We start from the raw sequence: 12,729 nt of genomic DNA, 5'->3' as shown, positions 1-12,729 counted from the left end.
CTCTACCGTCCTGTTCCGCCGTGCACCACGGCGACCTCGTCGCCGCCGAGATCGAAGGCCTTGTGCAGCACCTTGACCGCCTCGTCCAACTCGGTGTCGCGCACGAGCACCGAGATCCTGATCTCCGAGGTGGAGATCAGATCGATGTTGACGCCCGCCTCGGCGAGCGCCTCACAGAACTTGGCGGTGACGCCGGGATGGCTCTTCATGCCCGCGCCGACCAGCGACACCTTGCCGATGTGGTTGTCGAAGATCACCTGCGCGAAGCCGATCTCGTCCTGGCGCTTGGTGAGCATCTCCACCGCGCGGGACACATCGGTCTTGGGCAGGGTGAAGGTGATGTCGGTCTTGCCGGTCTCGACCTTGGAGATGTTCTGCAACACCATGTCGATGTTGATCTCCGCGTCGGCGACGGCACGGAACACCTTGGCCGCGTAGCCCGGCTCGTCCGGCAGTCCGACCACGGTCACCTTGGCCTCGCTGCGGTCGTGCGCGACGCCCGTGAGGATTGCTTGCTCCAAGGGAATGTCCTCCATCGATCCGTAAACGTAGGTGCCGAGCTTGTCGGTGTAGGACGAGCGCACGTGCACCGGAACGTTGTAGCGGCGCGCGTATTCGACGCAGCGCAGCATCAGTACTTTGGAACCGCAGGCCGCCATCTCCAGCATCTCCTCATAGGAGACCTGCTCGAGCTTCTGCGCGTCGGAGACGATCCGCGGGTCCGCGGTGAAGACGCCGTCCACATCGGTGTAGATCTCGCAGACGTCGGCCTCCAGCGCCGCGGCCAGCGCGACCGCGGTGGTGTCGGAGCCGCCGCGCCCGAGCGTGGTGACGTCCCTGCTGTCCTGGCTGACGCCCTGGAAGCCGGCGACCAGCACGATCTGACCGTCGTCCAGCGCGTCGCGTAGGCGGCCGGGGGTGACATCGATGATCTTGGCGTTGCCGTGCGCGCCGGTGGTGATCACACCGGCCTGCGAGCCGGTGAACGAGCGCGCCTCGGCGCCGAGCGAGTGAATGGCCATGGCGACCAGCGCGTTCGAGATGCGCTCACCCGAGGTGAGCAGCATGTCCATCTCGCGAGCGGGCGGCGTCACCGCCACCCGCTGGGCCAGATCGAGCAGCTCGTCGGTGGTATCGCCCATGGCCGAGCAGACGACCACCACGTCGTGGCCCTGCTTCTTCGTTTCGACGATCCGTTCAGCGACGCGCCGGATACGGTCGGCGTCCGCGACCGAGGATCCTCCGTACTTCTGAACAACGAGAGCCACGACCGGGTCCTCCAAGATCGACAATCAGCTGGTAACAGCCATCAAGACTACCGGCCGACGTCGAGCGAGTTCACCCCTACCTCCTAGCGCGCGACCTCGGACGGCCGCGCGCTCGAATCCGATTCCCCCGCAAGCTTTGCCATCAACCAGCGGTATTTGGTGTTCTGGAAGGCGGCGATCAGCCACTCACCGTCGTGGCGCACCACGACGGTGGTCTGCACCTTGGTGTTGCGGGGCGTACGGCGCCGCCTGCCTTTGAGCACCGCGCCTCTGCCGTGGATCACCGCGACATCGTCGGTGAGAAAACGAAGCTGGGTGATCTCGCCGTCCAGATGCGTGCCCTTCAGGTACTTGGCGAACAGCGGCACGTGCACCGCCTCGATCTGCGCCCGCCCCTTGGATCGCGTACCGAACCAGGTGACGTAGTCCGCGTCCGGCGTGAACACCGCCGCGAAGGCCGCGGCGTCACCGGAAGCCCACGCCGCACTCTGCCGCTCGAGCAATAGGTGGATCGCGGCCTCGTCGGCCCGGTGGTCGATGGTCATGGCATCCCCTCGATATGATCTGAGCAGTTCATCAACTGCGCCAATCAATAGTTGACTGAGTAAGATACTGATCGAGTGAGACGAGGCTGTCAAGGGATGACGAAGAGGATCGAGCCCGAGCTGGGCACCGCGCTGACCATGGCGGCGCAGCGCAGCGCCAACGACGCGGTGATGATGCATCAGGCGGTCGCCGATCGGCTCGGCCTGCACGTGACCGACCTGCGCTGCCTCAATCTGCTCCGCCTCAACGGCCCGGCGACCGCGGGCGAGCTGGCCGTTACCACCGGACTGACCACCGGGGCCATCACCCGGATGATCGACCGGCTGCTGAAGTCGGGATTTGTGCGCCGCGAGCACGATGCGCAGGACCGGCGGCGGGTGATCATCACGGCGGTGCCGGAGCGGATCACCGAGATCGCACCGCACTACGCGCTGCTGGCAACGGAATTCGGCGCGGCGATGGCGGACTACACACCGGATCAGCTGGCCCTGTTCCTCGAGCTGTTCAACCGGATGCACGACACCTCGGTGCGCGTCACCGGGCTGCTACGCCAGGGTGATGCGCGACCATAGTGGCATGCAGAGCACGGTAGTAGCGGTGACCACCGGGCGGACCGAGGTCGTGCACGACCTGACCCCGCAGTGCGCGTCGTTCGTCGACGCGACGGCGGCGGGCGGTGACGGGCTGCTGCACATCTTCGTGCCGCACGCGACGGCCGGGATCGCGGTACTCGAACTCGGCGCGGGCAGCGACGAGGATCTGCTCTCCGCGCTGCACGACCTGCTGCCAGCGGACGACCGCTGGCTGCACTCACACGGATCGCGCGGCCACGGCCGCTCGCATGTGCTGCCCGCGCTGATCTCGCCGTACGCCACCATCCCCGTCCTCGGCGGCGCGCTGGCCCTGGGCACCTGGCAGTCCGTCGCGCTGGTCGACCTCAATATCGACAACCCGGAACGCCAGGTGCGGCTCTCGTTCCTGCGCGGCTGATCAGTTCCTGGTGCACCAGGTGACCTGGCTGCCGTTCTCGAAACCCATGCGCCGGGTCGGGGTGAACAGCGTCGGCCGGAATCGGCCCGCGAAGGCGGGGATGCCGGTGCCCAAGACAACCGGGTAGCTCTTGATGATGAGCTCATCGATCTCGTCGAGCAGCGCGGCGGCGAACCGGCCGCCGCCTGCCAGCCAGATATCCATGCCGTCTTCGGCTTTGAGCTCGCGCACCACGGCAATCGGGTCGCCGGACACCAGCTCGACCGCCGGATCGTCGATCGCGCCGAGCGTGCTGGACGCCACGTACTGCCGCATGTGGCCGTAGGGGCTGGTCACCCCGATGGCGAGCGCGGGCTCGTAGGTGCCGCGACCCATCACCAAGGTGTCGAAGTGACGGCTCGGCGCGTCGGCGGCCAGCCCGAAATGCGGACGGGCATGGGTCGGCAGCGTTTCCGGATATTCGGCGGCGATCCAGGCCGCCATATCCGCGCCGAGCGGATGATGTTCGATCTCGCCGGACGGGCCGGCGATGTAGCCGTCGAGGGACATACCGACGAAATAGACGAGCTTTCGCATGGATTTCCGCTTTCTTTCGTTGTGCCGCTTACTAATTCGAGAATGTGCTCAGGCGCGACGAAACCAGGTGGCCTGGGCGCCGGTGCCGAATTCCACGCGCCGAGTCGGCACGAACAGGGTTGGGCTGAATTCGCCGGTGAACGCCGAGATTCCGCCGCCCGCCACCACCGGGTAGCTCTTGATGATCATCTCGTCGATTTCGCCGAGCAGCGCTGCGGCCAGCGTGCCACCGCCGCATAGCCAGATGTCCGCGCCCTCGTCCTGCTTCAGCTTGCGCACGAGCTCCAACGGATCACCGTCGACGATGGTGACCTCCGGATAGTCGGCCTGGCTCAGCGTGCTGGACACCACGTACTGCGTCAGGTGGGCGTACGGGTTGGTCGCGCCGACGGCCAGCCCCGGCTCGTAGCTCCCGCGGCCCATCAGCACGGTGTCGAATCGCTTGTTCGGCTCGCCCACCGGCATGCCGACCTGCTCCCGCACGAACGTGGGGACGAACTCCGGGGTCTCGCCATTGATCACCGACAGCATGTCCGGATCGTGCGGATAGAAGTCGTACTCGCCGCCCGGTCCGGCGATGTACCCGTCGAGCGACACAGCGACGTAGTAGACAAGGTTTCGCATTCCGGTACCGCCTCAATCGTTGTACTCTGTTCGAAGTGGTTTGAAATGTAGTACTACGAATGGAGTGGTGTCAAGTGCGGACCAACCCCGAGCGGCGGAACGCCCTGCTGGATGCGGCACTGGAGGTGCTGGCCCGTGATGGCGCGCGCGGCTTGACCTTTCGCGCGGTCGACAAGGAGGCGAGCGTGCCAGCGGGCACGGCATCGAACTACTTCGCCAACCGCGACGACCTGCTGACCCAGGCGGGCAGCCGCTTCTACGAGCGGCTGCAGCCGGACGCGACGGTGGCCGTGAGCCAGCTCGCGACCGGACCGAAGACCCGCGAGCACGTCGTCGAGCTGATGAAGCAGGTGGTCAGCCGCATCGAGGCGTTCCGCACCGGCTACCTGGCACTGCTCGAGCTGCGACTGGAGGCGACGCGGCGACCGGAGCTGCGGGCCGTGCTCACCGCACGGGTGCGCGCCGACATCGACTACAACGTGACCAACCACCTCGCCTCCGGCATGCCCGGCGACGCGAAATCGGTGGAGCTGCTGTATCTCGCACTGAACTGGCTGATCGTCGACCGTCTGACACTGCCGGGGGTCTTCACCGAGCAGCAGAGCCAGGAGTTGATCACCGCGGCGGTGCTGCGGTTGATCGAGGAGGAAAAGTAGCGGCATCCGCACGGGGCGACCAGTCGGTACTTGTGACACAGATCACCAGCCCCTGATAATGGGGCGATGTATGCGAACGTCGGAGACCGGCTGCTCGTGCACGGACACGTTGTGGGACAAGGCGATCGACAAGGCGAGATCATCGAGGTGCGCCGCGCCGACGGCGCGCCGCCGTATCTGGTCCGCTTCGACGACGGGCATGAATCCCTGATGTATCCGGGCCCGGACGCGGTCATCGAACCAGCCACCGCGGAGTGATCCGCGGGCCGAGCCCCTACGCCCGTTGCTTGCGCAAGCGCAGCACGGCGAATGCGATGATGCCCGCGATCAGCACGCGACCAGCGGTTTCGATCACGATCGTGACATCGACCGCGGGATGCCAGGTGAGCTGACCATCGCGCACCACATACGCGCCGACCGGTCGCGCGCCACCACCGAAACCGACGCCCTCCCCGCCGCCACCGCCGTCCGCACCCGTTCCCTCGCCGCCGCCACCGCCACCACCGAATCCGAGTGATGCCGCCGGAATCACCGTGACACCGTCGACCTGATGCGGTTCGCCGTACACCCGGCGCGAGGTGAACGCATCGCGCGTCTGCGCAAGCAACTCCGCGTATTTCATGACAACCTCCCATGTTCGGCGCGACGGCTTGTTCGCTGTCACAACGCCGGCCCTTTTTCGATCGTAAGACCCCTACTCGACCGCATGAGGCGGTTGACGAATCGGACAGCGCGTGGGAAGAATCGGCCGCGATGGTCCAACGGGGGGCGGAGGTATGGCATGCGCACGAAAACCGATATTCGATTCGTCGTCGACAGTGACCCCGCGCAGGTATTGGATGCGTTGGCGGCAGTGGAAATGCTCCCGGAATGGTCGACGTCCTACCAGGACGCCAGGGTCGCGACGCGAGACGACGAGGGGCGGCCGCGGCGGGTCTTCGTCAAGGCCGAACTGATGGGCAGCTCGGATCTGCAGGTCCTGGAATACGACTGGGACGACAATCGCACGTCCTGGACGGTCACCGACAGCACCCGCGGCGTCAAGGGGGGTGGCTGGTTCGAGGTCACCGAGGGCGCGGACGGCACCGAGGTCTGGTACCACGTCGAGCTGTACCTCCCGATCCCGATGCCGGGCTTCCTGATCAAGCGGACCGTCCGCAAGGCGAACGAGGCCGTGGTGCAGAACTTCATCGAATTCGCCGACCGGTATCCCGAATCCGACAGCTATCAAACCGAATCCGTATAACCGCTGGCACACCACCACGCAATAGCACCGAACGCGAATACTGCCGACGCGCACCCTTTCCAGCACGCGCCGGGCACTTCCGAATGCGACTATGTGCACCATGATCGGTTCCAAACGGGTGCGATTCCTACCGGTGGCCGAGGGTGCGTCGGTGACGCAACTCGAGCTGTTCTTCGACCTGGTCCTCGTTTTCGCCTTCACCATGGTCACCGACCTGGCCGCGGAGGAGACCAGCGCCAAGAACATGTTGCGCGCGCTGCTGGTGCTCGCCCTCATGTGGTGGGTCTGGATCTCCTACTCCTGGCTCGGCAACGTCATCAAGGCCGACGAGGGTCTCGCCCGGATCGGCATGTTCGCCGCGATGGGCGCCGCCTTCATCGCCGCGCTCACCATTCCCGAGGCGTTCCACGACATCCCGGGCGGCTGGTACGGGCCGCTGGTCTTCGCCATCGCGTACATGACCGTGCGGCTGGTGCACCTCGGCATGTTCTGGCTGGCCAGCGCCGAGGATCCGCAGTTGCGCGGCCAGGTGGCGCGGTGGGCGCTCGGTTCGATCACCATCGGCACCACGCTGCTCGTCATCGCCGCGATGACAACGGGCTGGGTGCAGCTCGGCCTGTGGATCGCCGCGATCGGCGGCGACATGCTGTGGACGCAGTTCGCGGGCAGCGACTGGCGGTTGAATTCGGTCAGCCACTTCGCCGAACGGTACGGGCTGATCATCATCGTCGCGCTCGGCGAATCGATCGTCTCCATCGGCATCGGCGTGGCCGGTCATCCGATCTCGTGGCCGATCATGGTCGGGTCGCTGCTCGGGCTCGCGATCTCCGGCCTGCTGTGGTGGGCCTACTTCGACGTCGCGGCACTCGCGGTCGAGCACGCGCTGAAGAACGCGACGGGCGCGCGGCAGATCAGGATCGCCACGAATTCCTATACCTACTGGCATTTCCCGATGATCGCCGGTGTCATCGGGCTGTCGCTCGGCCTGAAGAAGGTGCTGAACTACGTCAGCGACGACTCCCACCACACGCTGACCGACGCGCTGCACGGCATCCCACTGTTCGCGCTCTACGGCGGCCCGGTGCTGTACCTGATCGGGCTCGTCGGCTTCAAGCACTACGCGACCGGCACGGTCAGCGTGCACCGCGTGGTGACCGCCGTGGTACTGCTCGTGCTCATCCCGCTGGCCAACGTGCTGCCCGCGCTGGCGGCGCTGGTCATCCTGTTCGTCGTGCTGGCCGCGCTGATCGTCTGGGAGACAACGCGGCTCGCCTCACCGCGCGACGAGATCAGGCACCACGAGGGGGCCGGTAACGCAGCGCCATTGTAGGTTTACGCGCATATCTCAGCGCTTGGACAGCGGCACCTTCGAAAGATGGTGCCGCACCGTGTGTTCGTGCGGTGTCGGCCCGTAGGCGGAGGGCGGCACGCGGACGCCGTGGCGCACCGCCGTCCTGATCTGATCCACGTTCTCCCTGATCATGTCCGAGACCAGCTCGTCGGTGCGCGGATCCTCCAGCACCTGGAAGACGATGCGGAATGTGGTGTCGACGATCAGCCGGATGATCTCGTCGTGGAACGGGATGTAGCGGACCTTGCCCGCGGCCGGATCGTCCTTGATGTGCTGCAGGATCATCTCGTCCATCTCGGCGCGGTTCTCCTGCAGCGCGGCCGCGATATTGCGGGTGTAGTGGCCGGTGCGCAGCACGTGCGCTACCTCGTCCATCACCGCGATGGTCATCGGGCGCTTGATCACCTCGACGATGGTCTGCACGAAGCGGTTCACCACCGCGGCGGTCACCCGGTCACCGAACGCGCGATCGGCGACGCGGGCCAGCCGCACCACGATCACCACGATCCGCAGCAGTCGGAAGCCGCGGAAGAACGGGCTCGTCACCGGGATCATGCCGAGCACCTCGTACCAGTAGACGAACGGGAACGTCCACGGCCAGCCCGCGCGGCGCCAGCGCCATAGGAATTCGACGGCGAATATCGCGCACACCGAATAGTCCACGAGCACGATCGCCCGCGAGGTCTCCGGCGAGACCTCGAAGAAGCTGATCCAGACGACCAATCCGACCGAAACGACGGCAAGGCCGAGCATCACGAAGTCGGTCCACAGCGCGGGCGGTTTGCGCGGGTAATCGCCCTCCGGCGGCGCACCGCCATCGGCCTCCGGATAACTGCCGGGAACTGCCACCTACGGACCCCTTCCACGCCGAACGGTCCAGGCCGAGCGTAATCGCGATCACGCTCGGATGACCGGTGACGGGGTCAGCGTCCGGTGCGCAGGATCGCTTCGATATTGCGTTCGGCGATGGCGGTGATGGTCAGCGACGGGTTGACCGTCGCGGTGCTGCCCGGGATGCCCGCGCCGTCCATCACATAGAGGCCGGGATGACCGTGCACGCGACCGTAGTTGTCGGTGGCACGCCCGAGCACCGCGCCGCCGAGCGGATGGGCGGTGAACACCGCGTTGGCGTCGTAGCCGAGCAGGCCGTATTCCGCTACCGCACCGGCACGTTCGGCGATCCGGTGATCGACCGCGCGCGCCGCGGCGACGATCTCGTCGCGGTTCCTGGTCGACCAGCCGAGCCCGACGCCGTTGTTGGCGGGGTTGTAGCCGAACCGTGCGCGCGCCGGATCGAGCACCATGCCGAGCGAGGCCAGCGCGCCGGTCTCGAACGGGATGCCGGGGATATACCAGTTCTCCAGGGTGAGCGGCGGGCCCGACTCGTCGTAGATGCGGCTCGCGCTCGGCACGCCCTGGCCGTGACCCGCCAGCGAGCTCGCGCCGCGGGCGAGCACCACGTCACCGTTGGTGCCCCAGCCGTCGCCCACGTGTTCGTTGAGATTGGGCAGCGTGCCGGTGGCCTGCGCGCGGACCAGCAGTTCCGAAGTGCCGACGGAGCCGGCGCCGAGGAACAGCCTGTCGCAGGTGAGTGTGCGGGTGACGAGCACGAAACCGGACGGGTCGAGCTTGGTCACGGTGATGACGAACCGGCCGCCTGGCTCCTGCGCGATGGTGTCGACCCGATGACCGGGGAAGATCGCGGAGCGGCCGGTCTCCTGCGCGTAGCGCAGGTAGTTCTGGTTCAGGTCGAACTTCGCGCCGTTGGAGTTGCCGAGATTGCTGCGTGCGGCGATTGCCGAGGGCCTGGTGGCCCCGGATAGCTCGCCGCGCACGATATCCCAGTTGAAGATCGAGTCGTTGGCCTGCGGCTCGTAGCCCGCCCTGCGCACCTGATCGTCCCAGGCGCGGGAATGGGAGAACGGGCCCGCGCCGTAGACATCCGCGGGCATCGGGCTCAGCCGCAGCATCTCGCGCACCCGCGGGTAGTAGACGCTGTCGAGCTCGCCGTAGTCGACGGTGCCGCCGAAGACGTGGTCGAACAGGCGGCGCGGCGGCGCGACCATCGCACCGGTGAAGATCACCGAGCCGCCACCGACCGCGGCGGCGCGCCACACATCGATGCCCGGGTACTGGGTGCAGTCGAGCACACCGCCGAAGCTGGCGAAGCGCAGCGGCACCTTGTTGACGCCGGTGAAGGTCGTGCGATGCCAGAAGCCGCGGCCGTCGGGCAGGTCGTCGCCGGTGAAGGTCTCCCGCCACGGATCATTGGGCCAGCGCGAACCGCGCTCCAGCACGCTGTTCTGGATGCCGGCCTCGGCAAGGCGCAGCGCGGTGACCGCGGCGCCGAAGCCGGAGCCGATCACGATGGCGGGCGAGTGCTCCGGCGGATCGGGAAGTGGCGCAAAGATTTCCGGCACCCAGGCACGGAAGAGCGCGTCCCACAGCAGGTCGGCATGCGCCGGGCGCGCGGTCAGCGCCGTGCCTGCGGCACCGAATAGCGCGGCAGCTCCGGCCGCTTTGAAGAAGGCACGTCTACGCACCAGGCCACCTCCCTCATCACACATGGCCGAGCGCAGATTACCGGGCGTGGCGGTCGCTTGAACAGTTCTTCGGCAAGGACGTGACGGCGGCAATAGCCCGCGGGTGAACGGCGCCTGAATCGTGGTGCACGGCAACGTATCGTCAACGGCCGACGCGGCATGGCCGTGGCACCGCGAAACCCCACGTCACCGCTGGTGCGTGCGATGCGGGTCCGCGGCCGCCGAGTCACTCGGCGAAGGGCAGTCCGCCCGGTGCGCAAGTGGTGCCGATGGTGGGGAGCTGGAGATCGATCAGATAGCGCTCGCGGGTGGCGGTGACACAGGCGCCGACGGGTTTGTGGCCGTAACCGTCCACCAGGACCAGCCGGGCGTTGCCGAGCCGCAGCTGCGCGCGTTCGGCGAAGGCCATCCGGGTCACCGGATCGAAGCGGTTGTTGAGCAGGAGGGCGGGAGTTTGCGAGCGCAATGTCCACGGCCCGGTGTAGCGCTGTGGATAACCGCCCTCCGGTGCGGGCCAGGCCGCGCACGCCTGGTTCATATACAGCCAGAACGGCCCGAAATTCGGTGCGACAGTAGCGAAATCGCGTGCGAGCGCGGGCCACTGCCCCGGATTTCGCGGAACACTGTAGTCCGCACAGGTGATAGCGGTGAACGCGTCCATATAGTCGTATCCCAGGTTGCTCGCCGCCAGTATCTTCCGCACCACCTCGGGGTCACCGTCGGCGCCGCGTTCGAGCTGAATCAGCAACTGCGCGAGGGCAGGCCAGCCGATCGCCTGGTCGTACAGCAGCCCCGCGTGCAGGGGCGCGACATCGGTATAGCGCACCGCCAGCGCCTGGGCAGCGCGCCCGACCACGATCGGCGCCGCCTGTAACCGTTGCAGCACAGCGGAATCGCGGTCCCGCAGCGCCTGCGCCGCGGGACCGCTCGCACCGTGCCCCTCCCGGCCGACCCCTCGTCCGGCCGGTGAGGCATCCCCGTCTCCCGCGAAAACGCAACGCGGACGGCCCACTTCGGCGCAGCGGCGGAAGAATTCGCCGAGCACCTCCTCGGTGCCCACCGCGATATCCCTGACATCACCGAGCGAGTCGTTGGTGTAGGTCTCCGGGTCGATCATCGAGGTCAGCTGCAGTGCCCGCACTCGGTCACCGAAGAGCGCGCCGTACACCTCGCCCAGGTAACTCGCGTAGGAGCCGCCCGTATAGGTCAGCCGCTCCTCGCCGAGCCCGCGGCGCAGCAGGTCCATGTCACGCGCGGCATCCGCGGTGGTCAGATGCGCGAGCAGTGCGCCGCCGTTGGCCGCGCAGCCCGCCGCCAGTTCCCGCGCGGCGCGCTCGGCGGTCCGCTCCTGCTCCGCGCCGACCGGCGGCAGCAGCGCGGCGGACCAGAACCGTTGCTGCTCTTCGGCATTCGAAAAGCACCTGATCTGACCGCTGCGCCCGATGCCGCGCTGATCGAAGGTCACCACATCGAACCGCGCGGCGAGCTCACCAGGGAACAACTGCTCTCTGCGCGCCCAGTCGAAGCCGGAACCGCCGGGCCCGCCCACCGCGGTGACCAGCGTGCCGATTCGGCGCGCCGGATCCGTCGCCGGTTGCCGGATCACCGCGAGCGCCAATGTCGCACCACGCGGGTTCGCGTAGTCGACCGGAACCGTCGCGGTCGCGCACTGATACCGGCTCAGCTCTGGTTCGCCGCACGGCACCCAGTCGAGCTTCGGCGTCGGCGCCGCATCGGCCTGCGCCACCAGCTCGTCCCGCGTCGGGCCGGGATGACTCACCGAATCCCGTTGCGCGGGACCGGCACAACCGGCCAGCACCAATCCGGCCGCCATCGCGCCTACGACAATCCTCCAGCTGCCCATAGCGGTTATCGTGCGCGACGATGCCCCGCGCGGTCGTCCTTCTATAGGACGAGACCGCACCGGGGATTCGCCAGGGTTGTCCCCCAGCCGCTACCCCCGCACCAGGCCGAAAAGGGTGCTAGGTCATCAAAAGCCGGACGACGGCGATCGTGCCGACCACCACGATGACGCCGCGCAGCACGGTCGGCGACATCTTGCGCCCCACCTTCGCGCCGAGCTGGCCGCCGATGATCGAGCCGATCGCGATCATCGCGACCGCGGGCCAGGAGATTTCGGCGATGGCGATGAAGATGATCGCGGAGACACCGTTCACGATCGTCGCGAGCACGTTCTTGACCCCGTTGAGCCGCTGCAGGTCGTCGTGCACGAAGACGCCGAGCAGCCCGAGCAGCAGCACGCCTTGTGCCGCACCGAAATAGCCACCGTAGATGCCGGTGCCGAAGACCGCGGCGAACAGGATCGGCCCGCCGTGTTCGGGCACCGCGCTGTCACCGTTGGCGCGCCGCTCCTTGACCCACTTCGCCAGCCGCGGCTGCACGACGACGAGCACGAGCGCCATGATGATCAGCACCGGCACGATGCCCTTGAACGCCTTTTCGGGCAGCGCGAGCAGCAGTACCGCGCCGACGATGCCGCCGAGTAGTGACGCGGTGCCGAGCTGCAGCAGCCTGGCCCGCTGCCCGGCCAGCTCACGCCGATACCCGTATGCCCCGCTGATGGTGCCCGGCACCAGGCCGATGGTGTTCGACACGTTCGCCGTCACCGGCGGGATGCCGAATGCGAGAAGTACCGGGAAGGTGATCAGGGTGCCCGATCCCACCACGGCGTTGATCGCGCCCGCCCCGATGCCGGCGATCAAAACGGCCAGCATTTCCAACCAAGTCATATGAAATTCCTTCGACGTCCCGTCGGGCCGGAACCCGTACAAGCGTTGTTTCCTTCAGGACGCTACGTGGAGACATGGGACGTATGCGAGGGGGGTCACACTTTTGTGCTCTTGTCGTGGCACGGTAAACTCGCCGACATCATGCAGCGGGCACTTCTTCTCAGCCGCCGCGACGGGTT

Annotated in this window: 15 protein-coding genes; 6 read left to right on the top strand and 9 right to left on the bottom strand. The window is 67.1% G+C overall.

The window, feature by feature from the left end:
• Positions 1–2: 2 nt before the first annotated feature.
• Together ACIG5A_RS14845 and ACIG5A_RS14840 are read right to left on the bottom strand one after the other, a co-directional pair.
• Complete coding sequence (locus ACIG5A_RS14845; RefSeq protein ID WP_397240761.1) at positions 3–1,268, bottom strand: aspartate kinase; 1,266 nt, start codon at positions 1,266–1,268, stop codon at positions 3–5.
• A gap of 83 nt (positions 1,269–1,351) precedes the next feature.
• Entirely contained in the window at positions 1,352–1,813 is a 462-nt protein-coding gene (locus ACIG5A_RS14840) for an SgcJ/EcaC family oxidoreductase (RefSeq protein WP_397240760.1), read from the bottom strand.
• A gap of 96 nt (positions 1,814–1,909) precedes the next feature.
• On the opposite strand from ACIG5A_RS14840, the gene ACIG5A_RS14835 reads away from it, so the two are divergent.
• Together ACIG5A_RS14835 and ACIG5A_RS14830 are read left to right on the top strand one after the other, a co-directional pair.
• A complete protein-coding gene (locus tag ACIG5A_RS14835; protein ID WP_397240759.1) occupies positions 1,910–2,386 on the top strand; it encodes a MarR family winged helix-turn-helix transcriptional regulator in 477 nt (158 codons plus the stop codon).
• Between the two features lie 4 nt (positions 2,387–2,390).
• On the top strand, positions 2,391–2,804 hold the full coding sequence (locus ACIG5A_RS14830) for a YjbQ family protein (protein WP_397240758.1): 414 nt from the start codon (positions 2,391–2,393) through the stop codon (positions 2,802–2,804).
• On the opposite strand, the gene ACIG5A_RS14825 is transcribed toward ACIG5A_RS14830, so the two are convergent.
• On the bottom strand, positions 2,805–3,380 hold the full coding sequence (locus ACIG5A_RS14825; RefSeq protein WP_397240757.1) for a dihydrofolate reductase family protein: 576 nt from the start codon (positions 3,378–3,380) through the stop codon (positions 2,805–2,807).
• 48 nt (positions 3,381–3,428) lie between these two features.
• Positions 3,429–4,004 (bottom strand): dihydrofolate reductase family protein, encoded by a 576-nt coding sequence (locus tag ACIG5A_RS14820; RefSeq protein ID WP_397240756.1) that lies wholly within the window; start codon positions 4,002–4,004, stop codon positions 3,429–3,431.
• Positions 4,005–4,063: 59 nt separating this feature from the next.
• Between ACIG5A_RS14820 and ACIG5A_RS14815 the strand changes: the two genes are divergently transcribed.
• On the top strand, positions 4,064–4,660 hold the full coding sequence (locus ACIG5A_RS14815; protein ID WP_397240755.1) for a TetR/AcrR family transcriptional regulator: 597 nt from the start codon (positions 4,064–4,066) through the stop codon (positions 4,658–4,660).
• A gap of 66 nt (positions 4,661–4,726) precedes the next feature.
• Entirely contained in the window at positions 4,727–4,918 is a 192-nt protein-coding gene (locus ACIG5A_RS14810) for a DUF1918 domain-containing protein (RefSeq protein WP_397240754.1), read from the top strand.
• Between the two features lie 16 nt (positions 4,919–4,934).
• Here ACIG5A_RS14810 and ACIG5A_RS14805 read toward each other — a convergent pair whose 3' ends face one another.
• Positions 4,935–5,282: a spore germination protein GerW family protein gene (locus ACIG5A_RS14805; protein WP_397240753.1), complete on the bottom strand. Its 348-nt coding sequence runs from the start codon at positions 5,280–5,282 to the stop codon at positions 4,935–4,937.
• Positions 5,283–5,441: 159 nt separating this feature from the next.
• Here ACIG5A_RS14805 and ACIG5A_RS14800 point away from each other — a divergent pair, with 159 nt between their 5' ends.
• Together ACIG5A_RS14800 and ACIG5A_RS14795 are read left to right on the top strand one after the other, a co-directional pair.
• On the top strand, positions 5,442–5,906 hold the full coding sequence (locus tag ACIG5A_RS14800; protein ID WP_397240752.1) for an SRPBCC family protein: 465 nt from the start codon (positions 5,442–5,444) through the stop codon (positions 5,904–5,906).
• 100 nt (positions 5,907–6,006) lie between these two features.
• On the top strand, positions 6,007–7,236 hold the full coding sequence (locus tag ACIG5A_RS14795) for a low temperature requirement protein A (protein WP_397240751.1): 1,230 nt from the start codon (positions 6,007–6,009) through the stop codon (positions 7,234–7,236).
• Between the two features lie 15 nt (positions 7,237–7,251).
• On the opposite strand, the gene ACIG5A_RS14790 is transcribed toward ACIG5A_RS14795, so the two are convergent.
• The 4 genes from ACIG5A_RS14790 to ACIG5A_RS14775 all read right to left on the bottom strand — a co-directional run bounded on the left by ACIG5A_RS14790 (position 7,252) and on the right by ACIG5A_RS14775 (position 12,550).
• Positions 7,252–8,106, bottom strand: coding sequence for an ion transporter (locus ACIG5A_RS14790; RefSeq protein WP_397240750.1), 855 nt, complete (start codon positions 8,104–8,106; stop codon positions 7,252–7,254).
• 74 nt (positions 8,107–8,180) lie between these two features.
• Complete coding sequence (locus tag ACIG5A_RS14785) at positions 8,181–9,800, bottom strand: GMC oxidoreductase (protein WP_397240749.1); 1,620 nt, start codon at positions 9,798–9,800, stop codon at positions 8,181–8,183.
• A gap of 226 nt (positions 9,801–10,026) precedes the next feature.
• Positions 10,027–11,664: an alpha/beta hydrolase gene (locus tag ACIG5A_RS14780; protein ID WP_397240748.1), complete on the bottom strand. Its 1,638-nt coding sequence runs from the start codon at positions 11,662–11,664 to the stop codon at positions 10,027–10,029.
• Between the two features lie 118 nt (positions 11,665–11,782).
• The gene (locus ACIG5A_RS14775; protein ID WP_397240747.1) at positions 11,783–12,550 is read right to left on the bottom strand and encodes a sulfite exporter TauE/SafE family protein; all 768 of its coding nucleotides are present in this window, start codon (positions 12,548–12,550) and stop codon (positions 11,783–11,785) included.
• Positions 12,551–12,729 lie beyond the last annotated feature (179 nt).

The organism is Nocardia sp. NPDC052566, assembly GCF_044547285.1.
Classification (GTDB): Bacteria; Actinomycetota; Actinomycetes; order Mycobacteriales; family Mycobacteriaceae; genus Nocardia.
The sequence above is the reverse complement of the archived record's forward strand: the minus strand, read 5'-3'. Positions and strand labels throughout refer to the sequence as shown.

Coding starts and splice junctions, on each gene's coding strand:
- ACIG5A_RS14830 (WP_397240758.1), top strand. CDS start 2,391: ATGCAGAGCACGGTAGTAGCGGTGACCACCGGGCGGACCGAGGTCGTG.
- ACIG5A_RS14795 (WP_397240751.1), top strand. CDS start 6,007: ATGATCGGTTCCAAACGGGTGCGATTCCTACCGGTGGCCGAGGGTGCG.
- ACIG5A_RS14840 (WP_397240760.1), bottom strand. CDS start 1,813: ATGACCATCGACCACCGGGCCGACGAGGCCGCGATCCACCTATTGCTC.
- ACIG5A_RS14810 (WP_397240754.1), top strand. CDS start 4,727: ATGTATGCGAACGTCGGAGACCGGCTGCTCGTGCACGGACACGTTGTG.
- ACIG5A_RS14780 (WP_397240748.1), bottom strand. CDS start 11,664: ATGGGCAGCTGGAGGATTGTCGTAGGCGCGATGGCGGCCGGATTGGTG.
- ACIG5A_RS14815 (WP_397240755.1), top strand. CDS start 4,064: ATGGAGTGGTGTCAAGTGCGGACCAACCCCGAGCGGCGGAACGCCCTG.
- ACIG5A_RS14800 (WP_397240752.1), top strand. CDS start 5,442: ATGCGCACGAAAACCGATATTCGATTCGTCGTCGACAGTGACCCCGCG.
- ACIG5A_RS14775 (WP_397240747.1), bottom strand. CDS start 12,550: ATGACTTGGTTGGAAATGCTGGCCGTTTTGATCGCCGGCATCGGGGCG.
- ACIG5A_RS14820 (WP_397240756.1), bottom strand. CDS start 4,004: ATGCGAAACCTTGTCTACTACGTCGCTGTGTCGCTCGACGGGTACATC.
- ACIG5A_RS14835 (WP_397240759.1), top strand. CDS start 1,910: ATGACGAAGAGGATCGAGCCCGAGCTGGGCACCGCGCTGACCATGGCG.
- ACIG5A_RS14805 (WP_397240753.1), bottom strand. CDS start 5,282: ATGAAATACGCGGAGTTGCTTGCGCAGACGCGCGATGCGTTCACCTCG.
- ACIG5A_RS14825 (WP_397240757.1), bottom strand. CDS start 3,380: ATGCGAAAGCTCGTCTATTTCGTCGGTATGTCCCTCGACGGCTACATC.